This window comes from Roseibium sp. (assembly GCF_048260565.1).
GTDB lineage: Bacteria > Pseudomonadota > Alphaproteobacteria > Rhizobiales > Stappiaceae > Roseibium.
Genome location: NZ_JBLXGP010000007.1, coordinates 196,192 through 218,846, shown reverse-complemented (window position 1 = coordinate 218,846; position 22,655 = coordinate 196,192). Strand labels below are relative to the sequence as shown.

Here is a 22,655-nt window from a genome sequence, read left to right as displayed (position 1 = left end):
ATCAGACCGACAGCTGGTCAGAGCGGCGAATTCACGACGCCATCTTTGCCTTGAATTCGATCCGGCGACGGTGCAGGACCGGTTCGGTATAGCCGTTCGGCTGGGCACAGCCCTCGAACACCAGATCGCAGGCGGCCTGGAAGCCGACCGAGGCGTCGAAGTCCGCAGCCATCGGCCGGTACAGCGGATCGCCGGCATTCTGCTCGTCCACGAGGGCTGCCATGCGCTTCATGGTTTCCATGACCTGTTCTTTCGTGCAGACGCCGTGACGCAGCCAGTTGGCGATGTGCTGGGAGGAAATGCGCAGGGTGGCGCGGTCTTCCATCAGGCCGATGTTGTTGATGTCCGGCACCTTGGAACAGCCGACCCCCTGCTCGACCCAGCGCACCACGTAGCCGAGGATGCCTTGCGCATTGTTGTCGAGTTCGGCCTGGATGTCCTCCGGCGACCAGTTCGGACGGGTCGCGACCGGGATCGACAGGATATCCTCCAGCTTTGCCGGTTCGCGCGACTTCAGTTCCTTCTGACGCTCGGCGACGTTGACCTTGTGGTAATGCAGCGCATGCAGCGTAGCCGCCGTTGGAGATGGCACCCAGGCGGTGTTGGCGCCGGCCATGGGATGGCCGATCTTCTGTTCCAGCATGGCGTGCATCAGATCCGGCATGGCCCACATGCCCTTGCCGATCTGGGCATGGCCCGGCAGACCGCAGGCAAGCCCGACGTCCACGTTGTTGTTCTCGTAGGAGCCGATCCAGGTGGCGGTCTTCATGTCGCCCTTGCGGATCATCGGTCCGGCTTCCATGGAGGTGTGCATCTCGTCACCGGTGCGGTCGAGGAAGCCGGTGTTGATGAAAAACACGCGGTCTTTGGCAGCTCGGATGCATTCCTTGAGGTTGACCGTGGTACGGCGTTCCTCGTCCATGATCCCCATCTTGAGCGTATTGCGCGCCATGCCCAGCGCGTCCTCGACCCGGTCGAAGAGTTCACAGGCGAAAGCGACTTCCTCCGGCCCGTGCATCTTCGGCTTGACGATATAGACCGAGCCCGCGCGGCTGTTGGCGCGTCGGCCGTTCGGGCCGATGTCGTGCAGAGCGATCAGGGAGGTGACCAGACAGTCGAGAATGCCTTCCGGCACCTCGTTGCCGTCCCTGTCCAGAACCGCATCGATGGTCATCAGGTGGCCGACGTTGCGCACCAGCAGCAGCGAACGGCCATGCAGCGTCAGGCTGGACCCGTCCGGAGCGGTATAGGTGCGATCGCCGTTCATGCGGCGGGTCACCTTCTTGCCGCCCTTTTCGAAGGTCTCTTCCAGGTCGCCCTTCATGAGGCCGAGCCAGTTGCCGTAGACGACGACCTTGTCTTCCGCATCGACGGCGGCGACGGAATCCTCGCAGTCCATGATCGTGGACATGGCGGATTCGACGATCACGTCGGCGATATGGGCCTTGTCGGTCTTGCCGATCGGGTGACCGGCATCGACGACGATTTCCAGATGCAGACCGTTTTGGGTCAGAAGCACTTTGGACGGGGCCGATGCATCGCCGTCATATCCGGCAAAGCGGGACGGATCGGCAAGCGTGGTTGCGCCACCTGCCGTCGCTAGGCTCAGGGCGCCTCCGTCAACCGACAGACCCGTGACGTCGGCCCAGGAGCCCTTGCTCAGCGGTGCGGCTTCATCCAGCACCTTGCGGGCATAGGCAATGACTTCCGCGCCGCGCGCCGGATCGTAACCGCCGCCTGAGGGAAGCGAGCCCATGGCATCGGTGCCGTAAAGGGCGTCATAGAGCGAGCCCCAGCGCGCATTGGCAGCGTTCAGGGCATAACGGGCATTCATGACAGGCACGACGAGCTGCGGGCCCGCGACCGTGGAAATCTCCGGATCCACATTGGCGGTCGTGGCCGCGACATCGCCGCCTTCGGAGACGAGATAGCCGATCTCGGTCAGGAACGCCTTGTAGGTCGCCATGTCCGGCACACCGGGGTTCGCGCGGTGCCAGGCGTCGATCTTTTCCTGGAGCGCATCACGCTTGGCGAGAAGCGCTCGGTTTTTCGGCGCAAGGTCGTGCACGATGGCAGACAGCTGTTCCCAGAACCGGTCCTGGTCGACACCGGTTCCCGGAAGGGCCTTGGTGTTGACGAAATCATAGAGCTCACTGGCGACCTGAAGGCCCTGAACTTCGATACGCGCTGTCATCTCGGCGTCTCCCGTTCTTTTATGCAAAATTGTGACATTCGGCGTTTGAATGACGCCTTTTGTGTCTGGAACCTGCCTCGGGGTCAATCAGCCGCAGTTCGGAATTACTTTTTCCAAAATGGAAATAATCAAATTTATTTTCTCCACAGGACTATAACGAGGTCGACCAACTCAACCCGACCTGCCCTTGCGCGCCGGCGATTTTCTCTTCACAACGCTACCGGAACCACATCAAACCACTCCCGTCCCATGCCCGGGTTTCATTTCTCCGGCATCAGCAAGCTGCGGACTTCTCGAGCGTTCGCACCCACAAGGAATTTCCATGAAAAGAGCGGCAACGCTTTTCACCGACCGGATTTTCGGCAACGCCATTATCATGCTGGTCCTGACCACCCTGTTCTGGGGCGGAAACACGATTGCCGGCCAGTTGGCGGTCGGCCGGGTGTCGCCGATGGTCGTGGTGTTCCTGCGCTGGTTGATCGTCAGTGTGGTTCTGACCTTAACGCTGCTGCCTCGGATACGGCAGGAATGGCCGGTCATGCGACCGCATCTGGGCAAGCTCTGCCTCATGGCACTGTTCGGTTTCACCGGCTTCAACATGCTGTTCTACATGGCCGCCCACTACACCACGGCCGTCAATCTCGGGATCCTGCAGGGATCCATGCCGATCTTCGTTCTGATCGGCTCGGTGCTGCTGCTCGGCGCCCGGGTCAGGCTGCTGCAGGTCGTCGGTATCATCGCGACGCTGGCCGGCGTTGCCCTGGTCGCCGCACAAGGCAGCCTGGAGACACTGCTGAGCCTGTCGATCAATCCCGGCGACGGCCTGATGCTGATCGCCAGCTTCTTTTATGCAGGCTACACAATCACCCTACGCAACCGGCCGCAGGTCTCCGGCCTGGTGTTCTTCGCGGTCCTGTCGGTCATCGCCGCCCTTATCTCCATCCCGGGCCTGATCTACGAAATGGCGACCGATACCGCTCAGTGGCCGACGCCGGCGGGATGGCTGGTGACGCTTTACATCGCCCTGTTTCCCTCCTGTCTCGCGCAGATCTTCTTCATCCGGGGCGTGGAACTGGTCGGTCCGGCGCGCGCCGGTGTTTTCCTCAACCTGGTACCGATTTTCGCGGCTGCTCTCGGCATTCTGATCCTCGGCGAACCCTTCCGCTTGCATCACGCCCTGGCCCTGATTCTGGTGCTCGGCGGCATCTGGTTGTCGGAACGCAAGCGGAAATCGTCCTAGGCAGCGCCGAAGCCTGTTCGAAAGCCATTGCAGCGCCTTGGATAATTCCAAAACCCAAGGCAGATTAGGTAAATGGAAACACCAATCGTCGTCGGCTGCTTCGCCGGGCTTCTCATTACGATCTCGCTGCTGCAGCCGCTTGCCCGCCGGTTGGGGCTTGCGCCCAGCGTGCTGCTGGCCATGGTCGGCACACTGATCGGGATCGGCGCGATCTTTCTGCTGAACACCGAATACACCGACGCCTTCAACACGATTGCGATTGTTTTTGTCGATCCGCCACTCGATGCGGAACAGATCCTCTATATCTTCCTCCCGATCCTCTTGTTCCAGACATCTCTGACGCTGGATGTCCGGCGGATATTCGAGGATATCGGCCCGATCCTGTTGATGGCCGTAGTCGCCGTGTTCGCCGCGACCTTTTTCATCGGCCTCGCGCTTTATCCGCTGGGCAACGTTTCGCTCGTTGCCTGCCTTCTTCTCGGCGCGATCGTTGCCACCACCGACCCGGTGGCCGTCGTCGCCATTTTCCGCGACATTGGCGCCCCGGCCCGGCTCGGGCGCATCGTCGAGGGCGAAAGCCTGCTCAACGACGCGGCCGCGATCGTGATCTTCATTCTCCTGCTCGGCATCCTGACCGGCAGCCAAGAACTGGATCTGGCCAATGCGCTGATGGCGTTTTTCCGGTCCTTCATCGGCGGGGCAATCGTCGGCGCGCTGGTCGCCCGGCTGTTCGTCATGCTGCTGCCGGTCATGCGAGACCTGCCGCTTGCCCAGGTCACGCTGAGCCTGGCCCTTCCCTACGTGATCTATGTGGTCAGCGACCAGAGTGCCGATGTCTCCGCCGTCGTTGCGGTCGTCTCGGCAGGCATCGTCTTCAATCTTTACGGCCCTTCCCGGATCATGCTGGAAGACTGGAACTTTCTTCATCATGTCTGGGACCAGATCGCCTTTTGGGCTTCGTCGCTCATCTTCGTGCTCGCCTCGATCCTGATCCCGCGTCTGGTGGAAGGCTTTCAGCCGATCGACATCCTGCTGCTCTTCGTCGTCGCAGTCGCGGCGCTCGTTTCCCGGGCGCTGGTCATCTTCGGCCTGCTGCCGCTCCTGAGCCTGTTTCGCATGGGGGAAAGCGTCAGCATGAAATTCAAGACGGTGATGCTGTGGGGCGGCATGCGTGGCGCCGTTACCCTGACTCTGGCTCTCAGCGTTTCGGAACATCAGGGCCTTTCGCCGGAAGTCGCAGCCTTCGTCACCAAGCTTGCGACCGGGTTTGTGCTGTTCACCCTGCTCGTCTATGGCACGAGCCTCAAGCCCTTGATCAAGCTTCTGGGACTGAACACGCTCGGTGCGCGCGATGAGGCCCTGCGCGGCCAGTTTCTCGCGCTGGCGCTTGCAGATGTCCGCCAGCAGGTCGAGCAGACCGCCCAGGATTACCAGATCGAACCGCGAATTGCGGATCCGGTTACGGAGACCTACACCGAACGGGTCAAAACAGCCATCGAGACCAGTGAAACTTTCGCGGACCTGAAGGACAAGGAGCGGGTTATCCTTGGCCTGATTGCCCTTGCCGACCGGGAACGGTACCTGGTGCTCAATCACTTCAACGAAAAGACCGTCTCACGCCGGGCGATATCGCTTCATCTTGCGGCCGCCGGACAGATCGCGGACCTGACCCGGTCGGATGGTCGAGCCGGATACAACAAGGCGAGCCGGCAGGCGCTACGGTTCCGCTTCAGCTTCCGCCTGGCTCAATGGCTCCAGCGGCGGCTGAAGATCCATCGGCCGCTAGCCATCCTTCTGGCTGACCGCTTCGAATTCCTGCTCGTCTGCCGGATCATTTCCAACGAACTTGTCACCTTCAATCACGCCCGGATCCGGCCCCTGGTCGGCGAGCGCGTCGGCACGATCCTGAATGATACGCTCTGTGCGCGCCGGGACGACATCCTGCGCGCCATCGATGCGCTGCGTCTGCAATACCCGGACTATTCCGATGCCCTTGAGACCCAATTCCTGCGCATGACCGGGTTCCGGCTGGAGGAAACCGCCTATGGGATGGCCCACAGCCAGGCGCTAATCGGCGCGGAGCTTTATAACGACCTGCACGGCGATCTGATGCGCCTCAGGCAGCAAACCCGGCAGAGGCCGGACCTCGATCTGGGGCTGCAGACCAAGGATCTGCTGGCCAAGCATTCCCTGTTTGTCGACCTTTCGCCCAAGCATCTGAACGACATCGCGCGGATGATGCGGCCGACTTTCGCAACGCCGGGCGAAAGGCTCATGCGCAAGGGTGAAAAAGGGGATCTGGTCTATTTCATCGCCTCCGGAGCAGTGGAGGTCCGGACCGGCGCGGACACGATCCGACTGGGACGCGGCGATGTCGTGGGGGAAATGGCGCTATTGACCGGAAAGCGCCGAACCGCGGATGTGACGGCGCTCGGCTATTGCCAGCTCCTCGGCCTGTCAGCCTCCGATTTCCAGGTACTCATGCAGAAGACACCGGAACTCAAGGCGCACATTGACCGCCTGTCGAGGGAACGGCAATCCATGAATGCGCCCGATTCTTTGGAGACCGGAAAGGCCGACGATGAAACCTGACCCGTCTGGATCCAGGCAAAACGGGATTGCGACGGCCCCCACGCAAGACGCCAGATATCGACTTGCGGGAGCGCATGGCCGGCGCAAGCCCAAGTTCGCTGACCTCCTCCCCATTCAGCCAAATAGATACCGGTGGGGCTTTGCGCTTAACCTTTCTGGAGAACAGGGTTTGACCCCGTATCGATAAATCAGCATTAATTGCCTCATATTCTTTAAGGGGATTTTATGCTTATTTTCCGGAAACCATTTGTTTTCATCGGGTTCCTATGCGCAGCGTGGCTGCCGGCCAAGTCGACTCTTGCCGATGTCTGGACCTTCGAGACGCCCTCGGAAAACATCCAGTGCACGGTGGGCGAAGGGGACGGGGCGCCTTCCGACATCACCTGCACCATCATCGACCGTTCCGGGCCGCCCGCCCTGCCCCACCCGACGACCTGCAATTCCGATTGGGGGCACACCTTCTCGATGCTGGAGCGGGGCCCCGTGGAGATCCTCTGTCAGGACACCGACCGCAGCAGAGACGGATTCGACATGGCCGATTACGGCGTGACCGGAAACTTCGGCGGCTTTACCTGCCATTCCTCCAAACAGGGCCTGAAATGCACCAACCGGGACGGCAACGGTTTTTTCCTGTCCCGGCGCCAGCAGACGATCATCGGGGAAGCCCGACAGCAAGCGGGGGATGCTGCCAATCCGACACAGCAAAACGCATTTGCCACTCCGCCAGGCAACGCCAACACAGCGCCCATTCAATCCGCCGCTTCTGCAGATAATCCGACCGTCGCCTCCGGTCACAGCTTTGCCGATCATCCGCCCTCGGACATACTGAAATCCGCTGCAAAATTCCCGGATTTCAACGGACGGGACAGCGCGTTCAGAAATTACCGAACGAGAATTCGGGATGGCGTAGGGCAAGGTGTGAACTTTGCCGGACACTATTCCTTCGTCATCATCAGCTGCGGAACGGAATGCCGGTTCGGCTACGTCGTCGACCTCCGCACGGGCGAGGTTTTTGATTTTCCATATGGCGGCGAGGAGCACTATCAGATGGATTTGCTCTTTTCCCGCGACAGTCGCCTCGTCAAGGTTCGCTGGAAAGGCAGTTGGGACAGCGAAACCTGCACGGAAAAAGACCTGCTCGTCGAGGGCACAAAATGGCGGATACTTGCGGAACGAACGGTTCCCACAGACGACGGACTTTGCTTCTACGACCCGGACATACCGCTGGACCGATATGGCACCTCGGCCGGCCCGGCAAAGACGTCCACTGCCACCCCGGCGACCGGCCAGAGCGAAGGCCTGAAAGAGCGCTGGCTGGTCACCGAAAAGTATCTGCAGACGCTGGGATTTGATCCGGGACCGGTCGACGGCGTGGTCGAAGCAGCGACCGTCCTGGCTGTTCACGCCTTTCAGAAGGCCTATGGGCTTAAAGTTCTGAACCAGCTTCCGCCCGAACATTTTGCGATCCTGGAGGCGTTGGCGAAGGCAAAGGGAGGCTCGACCAGCACTCGGACTGGTTCAGAAACGGAGGCCAGTGCGCCTCGGGCGGCAGCTGCTGCTCCAGCTAAAACAGGCGTTCAGCCGCCGGTTGCGGTAACGTCTTCTGCCGGAAATTCGACAACTCCCGTCCGGACAGAAGAAGATGGGGCCGCCTATCATAAACTGGGCACGTGCGAATTCGAGCAAGGAGCTGCAATTGCGAATTATAACTTCAGAACGCAAAGTGCTCACCCCCCTGAACTCGAAATCACCGACCTTTGTTTTGATCGCAAGAGCGGGACACTCTGGGCTTCGGAACCCGAAGACCGGCTTACATTGGTAAAAAAAGACAAAGGAAATGACTGGTTCGAAGTAATCATACCAAATACGCAGCCTTTTGAAAGATGGCGGGTCACTGTCGGAAATTATGGGCGTGCAAGTACGCATGGCTATAAAAATGAAACTGTTAATTTCAGTTATGATCGACCGTCGGCCTCATACTTGAATTGGCGGACAACCGGCACACAGCATGACGCAGATGTATCCTTGCACGGTTATTTGCTCGAAACCCAGCCCGCCATCAACGACATCAAGTCCGAATTTACGGTCTATATCGGGGGGCTGGATTATTGGGATCATCGCCGAGAAAGGGGCGGTAAACATTTAGGGCGCGAGTCCCCTCATATCGCCTTTAAAGGCATGATGCGCTTTGATGGCAAGACCGGCACCGCGGACCTTAAAAACACAGTTGAAACGGGAAAGGACGGCACAGGAAAACTGGTGCTAACTGTCAACGCGAATGGTCGTCTCTCCGGAAGCGGGACAATCAGCTTGTCCAATGCGCGCTTGGCAGGCATCAATCAGCATGATTGGAAAACCACGACTTGGGAAATCAAGAAACTTGTCGGACATTTTGCTGGGAAAGATGGCGAAGAGTTCCGCGCTGTAGCCATCGCCAGTGGGCAAACGATTGACCATGACGGCTTTGTAAATCCGGTGTTAGCTGCTGTTACCATTCAAGGCTATAGCCTCCGCATCGAGGAACAATGGAATAATGAGGCAACTACCGGCGCCCAGTAAGACGTCACCAGTCAACAGAGCGCCGCCCCAGTATTCCTTGGAAGGCCAGCTTCCTACCTCACCCAGCCGATGAGCAAATCACCGAGAGCGATTGCAGCATGGCCGCATCCGCCCCGAAGCAGCAGGCGTGGGCGACGAAATAGAAGGCCGTGAGCACCGTCCCGAGTCCCAGGGCCGTCATCAGCCACGGATCTTCCGCGATTTCGCGCATTGTGGTTGCCTCGGACGCCAGAATTGCCTGAGCTGCCATTTCATTCCTCCCTCTAGTAATCGGATCTTGCGGATGCCCGTCAAGCAAAACGGGCATCCGCGGGAAAATCAGGACGCTGCTGTCTCGTCCGCCTTTTCATCCTTCTTGCCGCCGAACAAGCCACCAAGCCAGCCCTTCTTCTCCTCAGCGGGCGCGTCTGCGCCTTCGGAAGCAGCGGCTTCTTCTTCCTGTGGCTGGGTCGGTGCGACCTGCTCGCCGAAGGTCTTGAAGAATTCACCGGCCAGACGCCTGGCGGTGCTGTCGATCAGGCGTGAGCCGAGCTGGGCGAGTTTGCCGCCGATCTGGGCGTCGACGTCATAATGCAGGATCGTGGCATCCGGGCCGTCTTCCTCAAGGCGCACCGTGGCCCCGCCCTTGGCGAAACCGGCGACACCGCCGGAGCCTTCGCCGACGATCCGGTAGCTTTCCGGCGGATTGAGGTCTTCCAGCGTCACCTTGCCGCCGAAGGTCGCCTTGACCGGACCGACCTTGAGCTTGACCTTGGCTTCCATCTCCGTGTCGGAATGCTTGGTGAGCTCCTCGCAGCCGGGGATCGATGCCTTCAGGACGTCCGCGTCGTTGAGCGCTTCCCAGACGGTTTGCCGGGGGGCTTCGATCCTCTGGCTTTCGGACATTTTCATGAGTGTTCATCTCCGTGTTCACTGGATGAGGAAATTCCGAGGCCTTCGCCGCGCTGGTCCTTCCGGCGCACGCTCAGGATCTCGGCAAGGATGGAAAGGGCGATTTCTTCGGGCGTGATGGCGCCAAGGTCAAGCCCGGCCGGCGCTTTGATGCGGTCGAGCTTTTCTTTGCTTACCCCTTCGGCGAGCAATTTCTGACGCAGGCTTTCCGCCTTGCGGCGGCTGCCGACGAAGGCGATATGCCGGGCATCCACGCCGATCGCGGCCTTCAGGGCGATCAGGTCGCCTTTCCCTTGCGTGGACACCACGAGATAGCGCTCGCCCGCCGCTTCGACCGGCAAGGCGTAGCCTTCGATGCGTTCGTTGGCCTCTGTAAAGGCCGCCTGTTCGTCGGCCGGTGCGCAGACGGAAATATCGAAGCCGACACGGGGACCGAGATCGGCCAGCGCAACGGCGACCGGGCTGGAGCCGAGAATGACCAGGGCCGGGCGCGGCAGCACCGGCTCGATGAAGATATCCATGGTGCCCTGGCTCGGGCACATGTTCCTGGCAAAGCGGATACCCTCGCGTTCCTCCCCGGCGGATACGCCGCGATCCTTCAACAGGTCTTCGGGCTGGAGGGAGATCAATCGGGTCTGGCCGTCCTCCAGGGACTGCCGGGCGGCTTTCAGCGTCGCGCCACGGGCGCAGCCACCGCCGATCCAGCCGCCGGCGATTTCCCCCTCAGGACCGATTACCGCCTTGGCGCCGGCCTTGGCGGCGGTCACGGAAATGGTACGGACCACGGTTGCCAGCGCGAACGGTTTTCCCTGTCGGCGCAGGCGGTTCATCAGGTCGTGAAGATCCTCACGGGCGGCTTCGGGCGGCCTATCGATCGGAGACGGGGTCATGATCGTACCTCTCACAGGTTTGCCAGATAAGGTTCGAGCGCGGCCAGGCTCTCAAGGTTATGAGCCGGCGCGAACAGATCGACGTAAGGCAGGGCCGCGGACATGCCGCCTGCGGTCGGCTCGTAGCCCTGCCAGCCGATCAGCGGGTTCAGCCAGACAATGCGCCTGCAGCGGCGGCGGAGCGTCGCCATTTCGAGGCCCACGCGGTCCGGATCGCCGGTGTCGTAGCCGTCCGACAGGATGATCACGCAGGTGCGCGAGTGGATCACACGGGCCGCGTGCCAGCGGTTGAAGTCGGCAAGCGCCTCGCCGATCTTGGTACCGCCGCCGACGCCCTGGGCCATCAGGCCCATGCGGTCGAGAGCGCGGGCGGCGTCCCTCTCCTTCAAGGCGGAGGAGACATGCACCAACCTCGTGTGGAACAGGAAGGCTTCCGCCTCACGGAAATTGTCCAGGAGCCCGTGAACGAAACGGGTGAAGACGCCGGTGTAATTGTTCATGGAGCCGGAGGCATCCAGCAGGATCACGAGGCGAAGCTGGCGCTCGCGGGGGCCTTTGCGGATCAGCTCGATCGGCGTGCCGCCATGGGCGATGGAATGACGGATCGTCCGGCGCAGGTCGAGCCGGGGTCCCTTGCGCCGCTGGCGGTCGCGCCGCGTAAGCCGCACGCGCATGGCATGGGCCAAACGCTCCGCCAGTTCATTGGCTTTTTCGACCGCCTCCGGATCGTGGATCTTGCGAAAATCGATCCTTTCCAGGTTTTCGGCAATGCTGGCGCCTTCCCGGCGGCCGGCGGCCTCGTCGTCCGTGTCTTCATCTTCCTCGCCCGGCGTACGTTCCACATCGCCGGCAAGGCCTTCCCGGCGCATGCCCTGGGTTTCGACCATTTCCCGGATGGTCTTGCCGCCCTTTTTCGTGCTGGTACCCGAGGTCTTGACGATCCCCTTCATGCCCTTTGCGAACCAATAGGCATCGAAGATCTCGTCAAAGGCCTGCCAGTCGGAGAGGCGTCCGCAGAATAGAGCGCGAAAGGCAGCTCTCAACTCGTGCGGGCGGCGGGCCAGCGGCGACAGCAGCAGCCTCACCGCGTCGTTGGTTTCCGCAAGGCCGACCTTGAACCCGTTGTCACGCAGGGTTCGCATGAACCCGGCCAGGCGCAGGCGTAGGGCGGAGCCGACGTCTTCCGCGGTCTCGATTTCGTGTGGTTTCAGGGCGGGGGGTTTCAGGGCGGGCGCGGCCATGGCTCAGGCGACTTTCCCCAGGAGCCGGTCGGTGACTTCCTTCGTCACCCGCGCCTGATCCTCGCGGGTCTTCAGGACGCAGCCGAGGGTTTCGAATACAAGGTCCTGGTCTTCCTGCAGGTTCTTCGTGCCGAGCCCGATGAGGGCGGCGGCCCAGTCGATGGTTTCGGCAACGCCCGGGACCTTGGCCAGATCTTCCTTGCGCAGCTTTGCCATCAGTTCTGCGATCTGGAGCGCCAGCGCCGTATCGAGTCCTTTCACCCGGCTCATCAGGATCCGGGCCTCCCGGTCGGGTGCCGGGTAATCGACATAGTGGTAAAGGCAACGGCGGCGCAGCGCGTCGGAGAGTTCCCGCGTGCCGTTGGAGGTCAGCACCACCTTGGGGATCGACCTCGCTGCAATCGTGCCCATTTCGGGAATGGAGACCTGGAAATCGGACAGGATTTCCAGGAGAAAGGCCTCGAATTCCTCATCCGCCCGGTCGATCTCGTCGATCAGCAGGACCGGTGCCGTCTCCTGACGAATCGCCGCCAGCAAAGGCCGCTCCAGCAGATATTTTTCCGAAAAGACCGCGTCCTCGACTTCGTCCGCGCTCTCGCCGGAGCCTTCATGGGCCTTGATGGCGAGAAGCTGGCGCTGGTAATTCCATTCGTAGATGGCGTCCGCGCGGTCCAGACCCTCGTAACACTGCAGCCGGATCAGGTTTGTGTCGTAAAGATCGGCCAGGGCCTTGGCGACTTCGGTCTTGCCGACACCCGCCTCGCCTTCCAGAAGCAGCGGCCTCTTCAAAAGCTCGGTGAGAACGAGCGCTGTCGCCAGGCCTTCATCGGCGACGTATCCGGTTTCGCTGAGCGCTTTCGCCAACTCTTTCTTGTCCAGGGCCATCTTCGACCTCTCGTTTCCTCACCATGTGCAGGGAATACTTGCCCGCCCGGTCCTGTCCCGACCGGTTCAATGTATTTGTCATGCCCCGCCGGGCGCATTCGAGGAGGAGCCGCTTACCGACCTGCCGGCCGAAACGGGCGGTTTCGGCAAGCGGCTCCTGATCGCCGGGCTGTGGGAGCCCGGATAGCGTCGTGCGCTAGCCGTGGGCGCCCAGATCCTTGGCGGCCTGCCAGACGCGCCAGGCATCGTGCGGCATCTGGATATGGGTGCTTCCGAGGAAGCCGAAGGCATCGTTCACGGCGTTGGAGAAGGCCGGCACGCTGCCGACATTCGGGCTTTCGCCGACCCCCTTGGCACCGATCGGATGATGCGGGCTCGGGGTCACTGTGTAGTCGGTTTCCCAGTGCGGGGTTTCGACCGCCGTCGGCAGGAAGAAGTCCATGAAGGACGCGCCCATCACGTTGCCCATCTCGTCGTAACGGATCTCCTGCCCCATGGCGATGGCGAAGCCCTCTGTCAGGCCCCCGTGCACCTGGCCCTCGATGATCATCGGGTTGATGCGGGTGCCGCAATCGTCCAGCGCGTAGAAGCGGCGGATCTTGGAGACACCCGTGTCGACGTCGATATCCATGACGCAGAAGTACGCGCCAAAGGGATAGGTCATGTTGGGCGGGTCGTAGTAGGACACGGCCTCGAGCCCCGGCTCCATGCCCGGAGGCGGAGCGTTGTAGGCGGCCCAGGCGATTTCCTTCATCGACTTGCGCGCTTCAGGATTGCCCTTCACCTGGAAACCGTCCACGTCCCACTCGAGATCGTATTCGGAAACTTCCAGCATGTGGGCTGCGATCATCTGCGCCTTGTTGCGGATCTTGCGCGCGGCCAGGGCAATCGCGGCACCGGCGACCGGCGTGGAGCGCGAGCCGTAGGTGCCCAGACCGTAGGGTGCGGTATCCGTGTTGCCTTCCTCGACCATGATATCGGCCGCCGGAATACCGATCTCGGTGGCGATGATCTGCGCCCAGGTGGTCTCGTGGCCCTGGCCCTGGGACTTGGTGCCCATGCGCGAGATTACCGAGCCGGTCGGATGGACGCGGATTTCGGCACTGTCGAACATGGCGACACCGAGGATGTCGCAGTTCTTGGACGGACCGGCGCCGACGATTTCGGTGAAGAACGACACGCCGATGCCCATGATCTCACGGGTTTCGCCGCGCTTGAAGGCTTCTTGCTTGGCCTTCTGTTCCTCACGCAATTGCCGGTAGCCGATGGTGTCCATCGCCTTTTGCATGGCCGTGTGATAGTCGCCGCTGTCGTATTCCCAGCCAAGGGCGGAGTGATACGGGAACTGCTCCGGCTTGACGAAGTTCTTGATGCGAAGATCCGCAGGGTCCATGCCGAGCTTCTGGGCCAGGATGTCCATGGCCCGCTCGATGCAGTAGGCGGCTTCCGTCACGCGGAAGGAGCAGCGGTAGGCGACGCCGCCCGGTGCCTTGTTGGTATAGACCCCGTCGACGCTCAGATGCGCGGTCGGGAAGTCATAGGATCCGGTGACGATGTTGAAGAAACCGGCCGGCCATTTGGACGGGTCGGCACAGGCATCGAAGCCGCCGTGGTCGGCCAGCACATGCACCTTCAGGCCGGTGACCGTGCCGTCGTTCCTGGCCGCGATTTCAGCAGTCATGTGATAGTCGCGGGCAAAGGACGTGGTGGAGAGGTTCTCCATGCGGTCCTCGACCCATTTCACCGGACGGCCGGTGACGATGGAGGCGACAATCGCGCAGATATAGCCCGGATAGGCCCCCACCTTGTTGCCGAAGCCACCGCCAATATCCGGCGCGATCACGTGGATCTTGTGCTCCGGAATGGTGGATAGCAGGGATGCGACCGTACGGATGACATGCGGCGCCTGGAAGGTGCCCCAGACGGTCAGCTCGCCCGTCACCTTGTCCATGGAGGCCACGCACTGGCAGGTTTCCAGCGGCGAAGGATGGGTGCGGTGATAGGAGATCAGCTCCTTGATGGTGACGTCGGCTTCCCTGAAAGCCTTGGCGGTCTCGTCCTCGTCGCCCACTTCCCAGGTGAAGATGTGGTTGTGGTGCTTGCGGGGCCCGTGGGCGCCCTCGGTCTTGCCTTCCAGGTCCGGGCGAAGCACCGGCGCATCCGGGTCCATGGACTTGAACGGATCGACGAGGACCGGCAGTTCCTCGTATTCCACCTCGACCAGCTGGATCGCGTCGTCTGCGATGTAGCGGTCTTCGGCGATGACGAAGGCCACTTCCTGATTCTGGTAAAGCACCTTGCCGTCGGCCAGAACCATCTGGACGTCGCCGGCGAGCGTCGGCATCCAGGCGAGGTTCACGCCCTTGAGCTCTTCCGCGGTCAGGACCGCGATCACGCCCGGCAATTCAAGTGCCTTGCTGGCGTCGATCCTGGTGACCTTGGCGTGGGCGTAGGGCGAGCGGACGAAGTCGCCGAACAGCATGCCCGGCAGCTTGAGGTCGTCGACGTAGTTGCCCTTGCCCTGCGTGAAGCGGATGTCTTCCACGCGCTTGCGCTTGCAGCCCATGCCTTCCAGGGCGGCTTCGCGCTGTTCCCGTGTCGGGGTCATGTCATTCATTCTGCAGCCTCCTGGAAATCACGTCCCTGCAGCTTTGCTGCGGCGTACTGGATGGCCTTGACGATGTTCTGATAACCGGTGCAGCGGCACAGGTTGCCGGAGATGCCCATGCGGATTTCCTCTTCGGTCGGGTCCGGGTTCTCCTTCAAGAGCACGTGGGCGCGCATGATCATGCCCGGCGTGCAGAAACCGCACTGCAGGCCGTGCATCTGGCGGAAGCCTTCCTGCAGGGCGGAAAGCGTGCCGTCTTCATTGGCCATGCCTTCGATGGTGGTGATTTCCGCGCCGTTCGCCTGAACGGTGAACAAGGTGCAGGACTTCACCGACATGCCGTTCAGTTCGACCGTGCAGACGCCGCAATGGGACGTCTCGCAGCCGATGTGCGGTCCGGTGAGGTTCAGTTCCTCGCGCAGAAAGTGGATCAGAAGGGTGCGCGGCTCAACAAAGCGCTGCACCTTCTTGCCGTTGACGGTCAGGGTGACCGGTACCTGTTCGATATCACTCATTCTCGGTCTCTCCCTCAACCGTTTGCGCGTTCGGCGGCGCGGGCAAGCGCGCGGCGCAGCATCACGCCGGCCATCTTGGTGCGGTATTCCGCAGGGCCACGGCCGTCGGACGCCGGCCGCGTGATGGCTTCGGCGGCGGCAACTGCACGGTTCACCGTGTCCGCATCCAGGGTGGAGCCGGTGAGGATCCCGCAGGCGTCGGCGGCATAAAGCGGCGTGTCGCCGACGTTGGTCAGTGCCACCGAACAGGAGGCTACCGAGCCGCCGGACATGGTCAGCACGACGGCCGCAGCGGCGGTGGCATAGTCGCCGACCTTGCGCTTCAGCTTCTCATAGGCAAAGCCGTGGCCTGCCGGCGGAACCGGGATGCTGACGGCGGTGACCAGTTCTTCCGGCGCAAGGGCCGTGAAATAGGCAGCCTCATAGAAATCGCGGGCGGCGATGTCCCGCTCGCCGTTCGGGCCGGCGACCCGATAGGACGCGTTCAGGCACTGCATCAGTGCGGGCATGTCGTTGCCCGGGTCGCCGTTGGCGACGTTGCCGCCGATGGTGCCCAGGTAACGGATCTGCGGATCGGCGATCAGGAGCGACGTTTCGCGGATGATCGGCAATTTGCTCGCCAGCAGATCGGATGCGATCAGCTCGTGCTGTGTCGTCATCGCGCCGATAACGATCGCCCCGCCCTCTTCGCGGATCCCCTTGAGATCGGCGACGCCGCTCAGGTCGATCAGGTGTTCGGGGGCTGCCATGCGCAGCTTCATCATGGGGATGATGCTGTGCCCGCCTGCAAGCGGACGGGCCTCATCGCCATGGCTGGCCAGGATCGCCACGGCCTCAGCCACGGTCGACGGCCTGTGATAGGTGAATTCACCTGGAATCACGTCATTTCCTCCCTCAAGTCGACGGACCACCTGACGCGCGCATCCAGTCGTCCGACCTCGTCGTTGCGGTCATCACCCGAAACCGGATCGTTGCGGCAGAGCTTCTGCCGACCATCCGTTCCGACGCATCCTCCAATGCGGAAAGGCACCGAAGCGCGACAACCTGTCTCATGGTGGGAAACAGTGCAGTGCAATGACAACGACCGCTGCACGGAGCACCTCGAAATTACACGGAATGCGCGTTTTTCCGCACGAATTACGTCAGAAACATTGACGCATTTCATGACATTTCAGACGAAAAAGGCACTTTATGACTGAAGGAAAAATCGGGGATTTAAGCCATTCAGGCAGAAGGCTTCCGTTGCGTCCCGGCGCGCTTTCAGGCTTTGGTATCCGAATTTCGTGCAATTGGCCGTCAGAAACCCGCAAAGTCGGGAATGGGCAGCGCAGCAACACGTAATGCGTGTGAGAAAACAAGGCAAATTGAACAGGACCGAGCCTTGGAGGTTCGGACAACGAACCGGTCGGTGGCGCGAGACTGCGGGAAAAGCGCCCTTGTCGGTGTTTCTAATTCAGAGGCAATGACGGATGTACACGCCTTCGATCTTGGTAACTTCTCCAGCATCTACTGTCCAACTGATGTCCCAGAACTGATTACATACAAAATTCCGCACTTCGAAAGATGCAATTTTGCGATCGTCAGAGACTTCGAAACCTTGCTGTTCAAGGAGCTTGGCCAGTTCGACTTCACGGATGGGGAGCGGGTACTGCTCGGCTACCCGGCGCTGAAACTCAGTATTCGCAGCGGCAGAAGTGCCGACCAGGCCTCTTCCGATCCCTGGAGGTGGTGGGACAGGCGGGAACAGAAGAAAATAGCCGAAGAAACCCGCGACCATCAGAAATCCGACTGCGCCAAACAGCAACGCAACTGCACTAAACAGGAATTTACGCAACATGCCAGATCGTACCATTCGCGATAAAAGCCCTGACTACACAACCATAGAATGAGACAGGACGACACCCCAATCGGAACAGCGCAGAAGAAATAGGGGCATCCGTGCCGGAATTTCCGAGGCAGCAGGCGGCGAAATTGTCGAGCCTACGCTTCCCGATCCAAACTACTCCGCAGCAGCCGTTGAAAACGCCGCAGACATCTCGGAAGGCTGCTCCGCAAGCCGGGTCTTCACCCGGGTCCAGCGGGAGCGGCTGACCGGCACGCTGTGGTGACCCTCGCCTTCCATGGTCAGCACCCCGCCGTCTCCGGAGCGTTTGTAGCTGGCAACCCGGTTCAGGTTGACGATGTGGCTACGGTGAACGCGGCTGAAGGTCTTCGGGTCGAGCTGCTGCTCGACCTCGCTGATGGCGAGCGGGCAGAAATGGTTGCGCGTGCCGTCGAAGAGCTGGGTGTAATGGGCGTCCGCATGGACCGCGACGATGTCGGAGGTATTGACCATGCTCCTGGCCCCGTCCCGTTCCACGGGTAGTCCGCGGCTGACATGTGCTGACACCGACCGTTGCGACGGGGCCTGAAGCCCGGCGGCCCGCTTGGGCGCACTTTCACCGCCGTCGGCCGGTTGAATAAGACCATCCATGGCACCGGCTTCCTGAAGCCTCGCATTCAAGCCGGAAAGAATACCTGTCCCCTGTCCGCTTTCGGCAGTCCATGACGGCGCCTCCCCTCCCGTATCGCGCCGCCCCTGCTCGGCGACAGCGTCAGCGCGCTGATTGTCGGGAACCAGCGTCAGCAGGAACAGGCCCGAGACCAGGAAGGCGACGCAGGCGACGATGATCGCCAGCGTTCCGGGTGTCACCGCCGGTGCGGTAAAGGCGACGCCCTCGGCGCGCGGGAAGATCAGCATGCCGGCCATGGCCGTGTAGTGCATGGCAGAGATCGCCAGGGCCAGAACGGCGGCGGAGACGACGATCGGCGGGCGCTTGCCGGAGCCGAAGCTCAGCCACAGGGCAAGGCCGGCCGCATTGAAGGCGACCAGGAAGCTTGCCACCACATAGGTCGGGTCATGCACCATCCGCGAGGACGCATGCAGCGCATACATGCCCAGATAATGCATTGTGCAGATGCCCGCCCCCATGACGAGCGCGGACAGGCCAAGGCGTACCGCCGTCAGCGGCCCGTTGCTGGCCGCGAAGACAGCAACACCGACCACAAGCACGCAGACAAGGAAGGAGAGCAGCGTCGGCAGAACCAGGAAATCGACGGCCACCGGCAGCCGCGCGGCCAGCATGCCGACGAAATGCATCGACCAGATTGCAAGGGCAAGGGTGAGCGCGGCACTCGCCAAGAGAAACCGCCGCCGCGGATCGACCGCGTCGGTGACCTGAACCCCAAGGCTCAGCCCGACAAAACTCCCCTGAAAAGCGACGATCAGGGACAGCACGACGAGCCAGGGCTCGTGCGCAACGGTCATCTACGGACTTCCTCCCTCAACCCGGTCCTTCCTCAACCCAACGCGAACCGGCGATCCATCTGCCCGGTCCTCTCCGGGTAACGCGATCTTGACATGAAAGATAAGCGATCCGCCGCAAATATCCAAGCCGTCATCACCGACCGCCGATGCGGCCTACAATATCAGTGCGCCGGTCTCGCTGCGGTCTCCAAGGAGATCAGCAACGACCTCAAGCCCCCGCCGAACCCGCTCCCGATCCCTTTCATGACTGAGGCACAGGCGGAGCGCGTTGGGCGCTTCCCCGGGACGGATGGCAAAGGCGCCGCCGACCATCACCTTCACCCCACGGCGTTCGGCCTCCATCCGGAACACATCCGCATGCCATTCCGGCGGCAGTGTCAGCCAGACATGGAACCCGCAAAGATCGGCGTGAAGACAGTCTTCCGGCAACAGCTCCCGCGCCATTGCCTGCCGCGCCATCGCTTCTGTGCGCTGAAAGTCGTTCAGCCGCTCCGCCGTCCCGTCCTCAATCCAGCGGCAGGCGATTTCCGTCATCAGCGGCGGCGACATCCAGCTTGTCAGATTGACGGCGGCGCGCAGGTCGGCGATCCGTCCGGTGGGTGCGTGCAGGAAACCGACCCGCAGGCCCGGTGCCAGGCTTTTCGAGGCGCTGCCGATATAGATCGTGCCCTCGGGCGCGAAACTGGCCAAGGGCGGCGGCCGGTCGACGGGAAGGAAGCCGAAGACATCGTCCTCGATCAGCGTCAGATCATGCCTTTCCGCAACCTTTGCAAGGGCGACGCGCCTTTCCCGGTCCATGGTGGCCGTGGTCGGCGTGTGCAGGGTCGGCATGCAGTAGACCGCCTTGCCGGCCACGCCCCTGCAGGCCGCCTCCAGCGCATCGGGGCTCATCGTACCGCCCTCGGATGCGACGGGGCGAAGCTTCAGGTCCAGCCGGTGGGCGAGCGCCTTGATCGGCGCATAGGTCAATTCATCGGTAAAGAGCACGTCTCCGGGCCGCAGGGTCGCCATCAGGGAAACCAGCAGCCCGTGCTGGGCGCCGGAGGTGAAGACGATCCCCTCGGGCCGCGCGTCCAACCCCGTCCTGCCCAGCCAGCCGGCTGCCGCCGCCGTGTGACGGTCGGGCGTGGAAAACATGTCGTAGTCGAGGAAGGCGGCGAGCCCGTCCGTTTCCGACAGGTCCTTCAGCGTTCTCGCCAAGTCCCGGTCCGCATCGCCCGGTGCGGGCAGGTTGAGCGAGAAGTCGATAGGTCCCGCCGCTTCCCGCTTCAGGCCGGTCGCCTGCCCGGCGAACGGCAAGGGGCCACTGCCGCGCACATACGTCCCGCGACCAACCTCTCCCTTGAGGAATCCCCGGTCGATGGCATCCGCATAGGCGCGGCTGACGGTGTTGAGCGACACGCCGAGCAGATAGGCCAGGTCCCGCTGGGGCGGCAGGCGTTCGCCGGGGCGTAAATCCCCGTTCAGGGCCGCCTCGCCAATGGCATCGGAGATCTGACGGAATTTCGGCCCGGACCGGCCTTCGAGCGTGGGGTGCCAAATTGTCATGAGAATAATGTTTCGATTGATCATAACAATTGTCAATGCAATTTATGAAATTGTATTGAATTACGGAGTGAATCGATGCGCAGGAACGATCCGAAAACCGGAATATCGCTCGCCCTGATGTGCCTGATGATCTTAGGGGTGATGCCGATCGTCTCCAACAGCCGGCCGGCGGAGATCGACGCGCTCAGCTTCGCGTTTCTGCTCAGTGCCTGGCAGTTCGTCTTCGCCCTGCCCCTTTTCTTGCGCGAACTGACCTCCACCGATCCAGGCATTTTCGCCGCATCGGTCCCGCGCCCGATGAAACGCCGGACGCTGACCGTCGTTCTCGCGACCGGCGCGATCTTCGGCCTGTCGACCTATGCCTATGTGCTGGCCGTGGAAAAGGCCGGGGCCGTCGGCGCGGCCATCGCGATCCAGAGCTATCCGCTGTTCGCCATCCTCTGGGAGACCCTGTTCCTGAAGCGGCGGAAGACGGCACTGGAACTGGTCTTCACCTTCGCCCTGCTGGCGGCGATCGCCTACCTTGCCACCGGCGGCACCTGGCGGATCGAGGGCCTGTCGATCTGGATCCTGTTTGCGCTGACCGTGCCGTTCCTGTGGAGCGTCGCCCATGTCATCCTGAGAGAAGTTCTCGGCAGCTCGCCGATTACCCCGGCACAGATCACCTTCTTCCGTGTGGCGGTCTCTTGCGTGTTCCTGGGCGCCCTGCTTCTCGTTCGGCCGGACGGATCTCTGCCATTATCGGACCTCTTCAATCCGGATTTCCAGCTTTTCGCCATCGCAATGGGCGCAATCTATTATCTGGAACTGATCGTCTGGTTCTATGCCATGCGCCACATCGACGTGTCGCTCGCCAGCTCGATCACCGCGCCCTGGCCGGCGGTGACCATGGTGCTGGCCGTTGTGTTCATGAACGAGACGGTCGCGACCTATCAGGTCGTCGCCTTTGTCGTCGTCGCGACCAGCCTTTACGGGCTGATCTACGCCGGTGCCCGCAAGCAGGCTGCGCCCAAGACCACGCATGAAGCAACGCCGACCGAAACCTGACGGCGGGCGTACCCGAAACGGCGATACCGGCTTGCTCCGTCCTTTTCCGGCGCCTAGTCTTTGGGCCGAACCGGCTTCAAACAGCGCCGGAAAGCGGAGGGACAATCATGGCAGTGGCGGACAAGGTGGTTCTGGTCACCGGCGCAAGCTCGGGGATCGGGCGGAGAACGGCGCAGACCTTTCTGGAGGCGGGCGCAAAAGTCATCCTGACCGGACGGCGTGAGGAGCGCCTGACCGAGGCCGCAGCTGGCGCGAAGGACGGTCAGGCGCTGTGCGTTGCCTGCGACGTCACCGACGCCGCCCAGGTTGACGCCCTGTTCGAAGCGATCAAATCCACCTACGGCCGGCTCGACGTCTGTTTCAACAACGCCGGCAACAACGTGCCTGCCAAGCCGATCGACGAGCTCAGCGTGGACGAGTGGCTGACGGTCCTGAACGTCAACCTGCACGGTGCGTTCCTGATTGCCCGTGGCGCCTTCGGCATAATGCGCCACCAGGACCCGCAGGGCGGCCGGATCATCAACAACGGCTCGATTTCCGCTCACGTCCCGCGGCCGGGCTCCGTGCCCTACACGACGACCAAGCACGCCATCACCGGCCTGACCCGCACGCTCTCCCTCGACGGCCGCCCCTTCGACATCGCCTGCGGCCAGATCGACATCGGCAACGCGGCCTCGGAGATGACCGAACATTTCCAGAAAGGCCTGCCCCAGGCCAACGGCACCGTCATGCCCGAACCGGTCATGGACGTTCAGCACGTCGCCGACGCGGTCGTCCAGATGTCCGACCTGCCGCTGTCGGCCAACGTTCAGTTCATGACCATCATGGCAACGAAAATGCCGTTCATCGGGCGGGGTTAGGTGCTTATTCGCATCGGCCTCGGCTCTGCTATTCGGTCGGGAACAAAGGTGGGCCAGACCCCCTAACCTGCCCCACACTCTGCCGTCATCACACGGCGAAGTCCGGGTGATCCAATCCACCTCGCCGGATATTGGGCCACAGGCCTGGAATGAGGAGCCATGTCCTCTTTCCTTCGCAATCGCTCCGGCAAACGGACCAGCGAGTAGATTGCCCGGACTTCGCCGGGCAATGACGCCTGAGGTTGGTGGCAGAGGCACTCTCACACATCGTCATCCCG

Annotated in this window: 17 protein-coding genes; 5 read left to right on the top strand and 12 right to left on the bottom strand. The window is 61.9% G+C overall.

All coding sequences use genetic code 11. From position 1 onward, the window contains the following. Window positions 1-31: 31 nt before the first annotated feature. Complete coding sequence (locus ACN0SO_RS16740) at window positions 32-2,194, bottom strand: malate synthase G (protein ID WP_417679769.1); 2,163 nt, start codon at window positions 2,192-2,194, stop codon at window positions 32-34. Window positions 2,195-2,516: 322 nt separating this feature from the next. On the opposite strand from ACN0SO_RS16740, the gene ACN0SO_RS16735 reads away from it, so the two are divergent. The 3 genes from ACN0SO_RS16735 to ACN0SO_RS16725 all read left to right on the top strand — a co-directional run bounded on the left by ACN0SO_RS16735 (window position 2,517) and on the right by ACN0SO_RS16725 (window position 8,585). Further along, complete coding sequence (locus tag ACN0SO_RS16735; RefSeq protein WP_417679767.1) at window positions 2,517-3,434, top strand: DMT family transporter; 918 nt, start codon at window positions 2,517-2,519, stop codon at window positions 3,432-3,434. A gap of 72 nt (window positions 3,435-3,506) precedes the next feature. Further along, a complete protein-coding gene (locus tag ACN0SO_RS16730) occupies window positions 3,507-6,026 on the top strand; it encodes a cation:proton antiporter (protein ID WP_417679765.1) in 2,520 nt (839 codons plus the stop codon). Window positions 6,027-6,251: 225 nt separating this feature from the next. Beyond that, entirely contained in the window at window positions 6,252-8,585 is a 2,334-nt protein-coding gene (locus tag ACN0SO_RS16725; RefSeq protein ID WP_417679763.1) for a DUF6636 domain-containing protein, read from the top strand. A 58-nt stretch (window positions 8,586-8,643) separates the two neighbouring features. Here ACN0SO_RS16725 and ACN0SO_RS16720 read toward each other — a convergent pair whose 3' ends face one another. The 11 genes from ACN0SO_RS16720 to ACN0SO_RS16670 form a co-directional block, all read right to left on the bottom strand. Beyond that, the gene (locus tag ACN0SO_RS16720; RefSeq protein ID WP_417679761.1) at window positions 8,644-8,835 is read right to left on the bottom strand and encodes a hypothetical protein; all 192 of its coding nucleotides are present in this window, start codon (window positions 8,833-8,835) and stop codon (window positions 8,644-8,646) included. Between the two features lie 68 nt (window positions 8,836-8,903). Continuing rightward, window positions 8,904-9,476, bottom strand: coding sequence for an SRPBCC family protein (locus ACN0SO_RS16715; protein ID WP_417679759.1), 573 nt, complete (start codon window positions 9,474-9,476; stop codon window positions 8,904-8,906). Beyond that, window positions 9,473-10,366, bottom strand: a complete 894-nt coding sequence (locus tag ACN0SO_RS16710) for an XdhC family protein (RefSeq protein ID WP_417679757.1) — start codon at window positions 10,364-10,366, stop codon at window positions 9,473-9,475. Before ACN0SO_RS16710 ends, ACN0SO_RS16715 begins: the two co-directional genes overlap by 4 nt. An 11-nt stretch (window positions 10,367-10,377) precedes the next feature. Beyond that, window positions 10,378-11,607, bottom strand: a complete 1,230-nt coding sequence (locus tag ACN0SO_RS16705) for a vWA domain-containing protein (protein ID WP_417679755.1) — start codon at window positions 11,605-11,607, stop codon at window positions 10,378-10,380. 3 nt (window positions 11,608-11,610) lie between these two features. Next, entirely contained in the window at window positions 11,611-12,492 is an 882-nt protein-coding gene (locus tag ACN0SO_RS16700) for an AAA family ATPase (protein ID WP_417679753.1), read from the bottom strand. A 196-nt stretch (window positions 12,493-12,688) separates the two neighbouring features. Continuing rightward, entirely contained in the window at window positions 12,689-15,109 is a 2,421-nt protein-coding gene (locus ACN0SO_RS16695; RefSeq protein WP_417679751.1) for an aerobic carbon-monoxide dehydrogenase large subunit, read from the bottom strand. Continuing rightward, window positions 15,106-15,615 (bottom strand): (2Fe-2S)-binding protein, encoded by a 510-nt coding sequence (locus ACN0SO_RS16690; RefSeq protein WP_417679749.1) that lies wholly within the window; start codon window positions 15,613-15,615, stop codon window positions 15,106-15,108. Before ACN0SO_RS16690 ends, ACN0SO_RS16695 begins: the two co-directional genes overlap by 4 nt. A 14-nt stretch (window positions 15,616-15,629) precedes the next feature. Continuing rightward, window positions 15,630-16,496 carry an FAD binding domain-containing protein gene (locus ACN0SO_RS16685; protein ID WP_417679747.1) on the bottom strand — a complete coding sequence of 289 codons (867 nt, stop codon included), beginning with the start codon at window positions 16,494-16,496 and terminating at the stop codon, window positions 15,630-15,632. Window positions 16,497-17,068: 572 nt separating this feature from the next. Beyond that, window positions 17,069-17,452: a hypothetical protein gene (locus ACN0SO_RS16680; protein WP_417679745.1), complete on the bottom strand. Its 384-nt coding sequence runs from the start codon at window positions 17,450-17,452 to the stop codon at window positions 17,069-17,071. Between the two features lie 162 nt (window positions 17,453-17,614). Next, window positions 17,615-18,922 carry an MHYT domain-containing protein gene (locus ACN0SO_RS16675; protein WP_417679743.1) on the bottom strand — a complete coding sequence of 436 codons (1,308 nt, stop codon included), beginning with the start codon at window positions 18,920-18,922 and terminating at the stop codon, window positions 17,615-17,617. A 153-nt stretch (window positions 18,923-19,075) separates the two neighbouring features. Continuing rightward, window positions 19,076-20,470, bottom strand: a complete 1,395-nt coding sequence (locus tag ACN0SO_RS16670) for a PLP-dependent aminotransferase family protein (RefSeq protein ID WP_417679741.1) — start codon at window positions 20,468-20,470, stop codon at window positions 19,076-19,078. Between the two features lie 75 nt (window positions 20,471-20,545). Between ACN0SO_RS16670 and ACN0SO_RS16665 the strand changes: the two genes are divergently transcribed. Together ACN0SO_RS16665 and ACN0SO_RS16660 are read left to right on the top strand one after the other, a co-directional pair. Then, window positions 20,546-21,517 (top strand): DMT family transporter, encoded by a 972-nt coding sequence (locus ACN0SO_RS16665; protein WP_417679739.1) that lies wholly within the window; start codon window positions 20,546-20,548, stop codon window positions 21,515-21,517. Window positions 21,518-21,624: 107 nt separating this feature from the next. Next, window positions 21,625-22,377 (top strand): SDR family oxidoreductase, encoded by a 753-nt coding sequence (locus ACN0SO_RS16660; RefSeq protein WP_417679736.1) that lies wholly within the window; start codon window positions 21,625-21,627, stop codon window positions 22,375-22,377. Window positions 22,378-22,655: the final 278 nt, after the last annotated feature.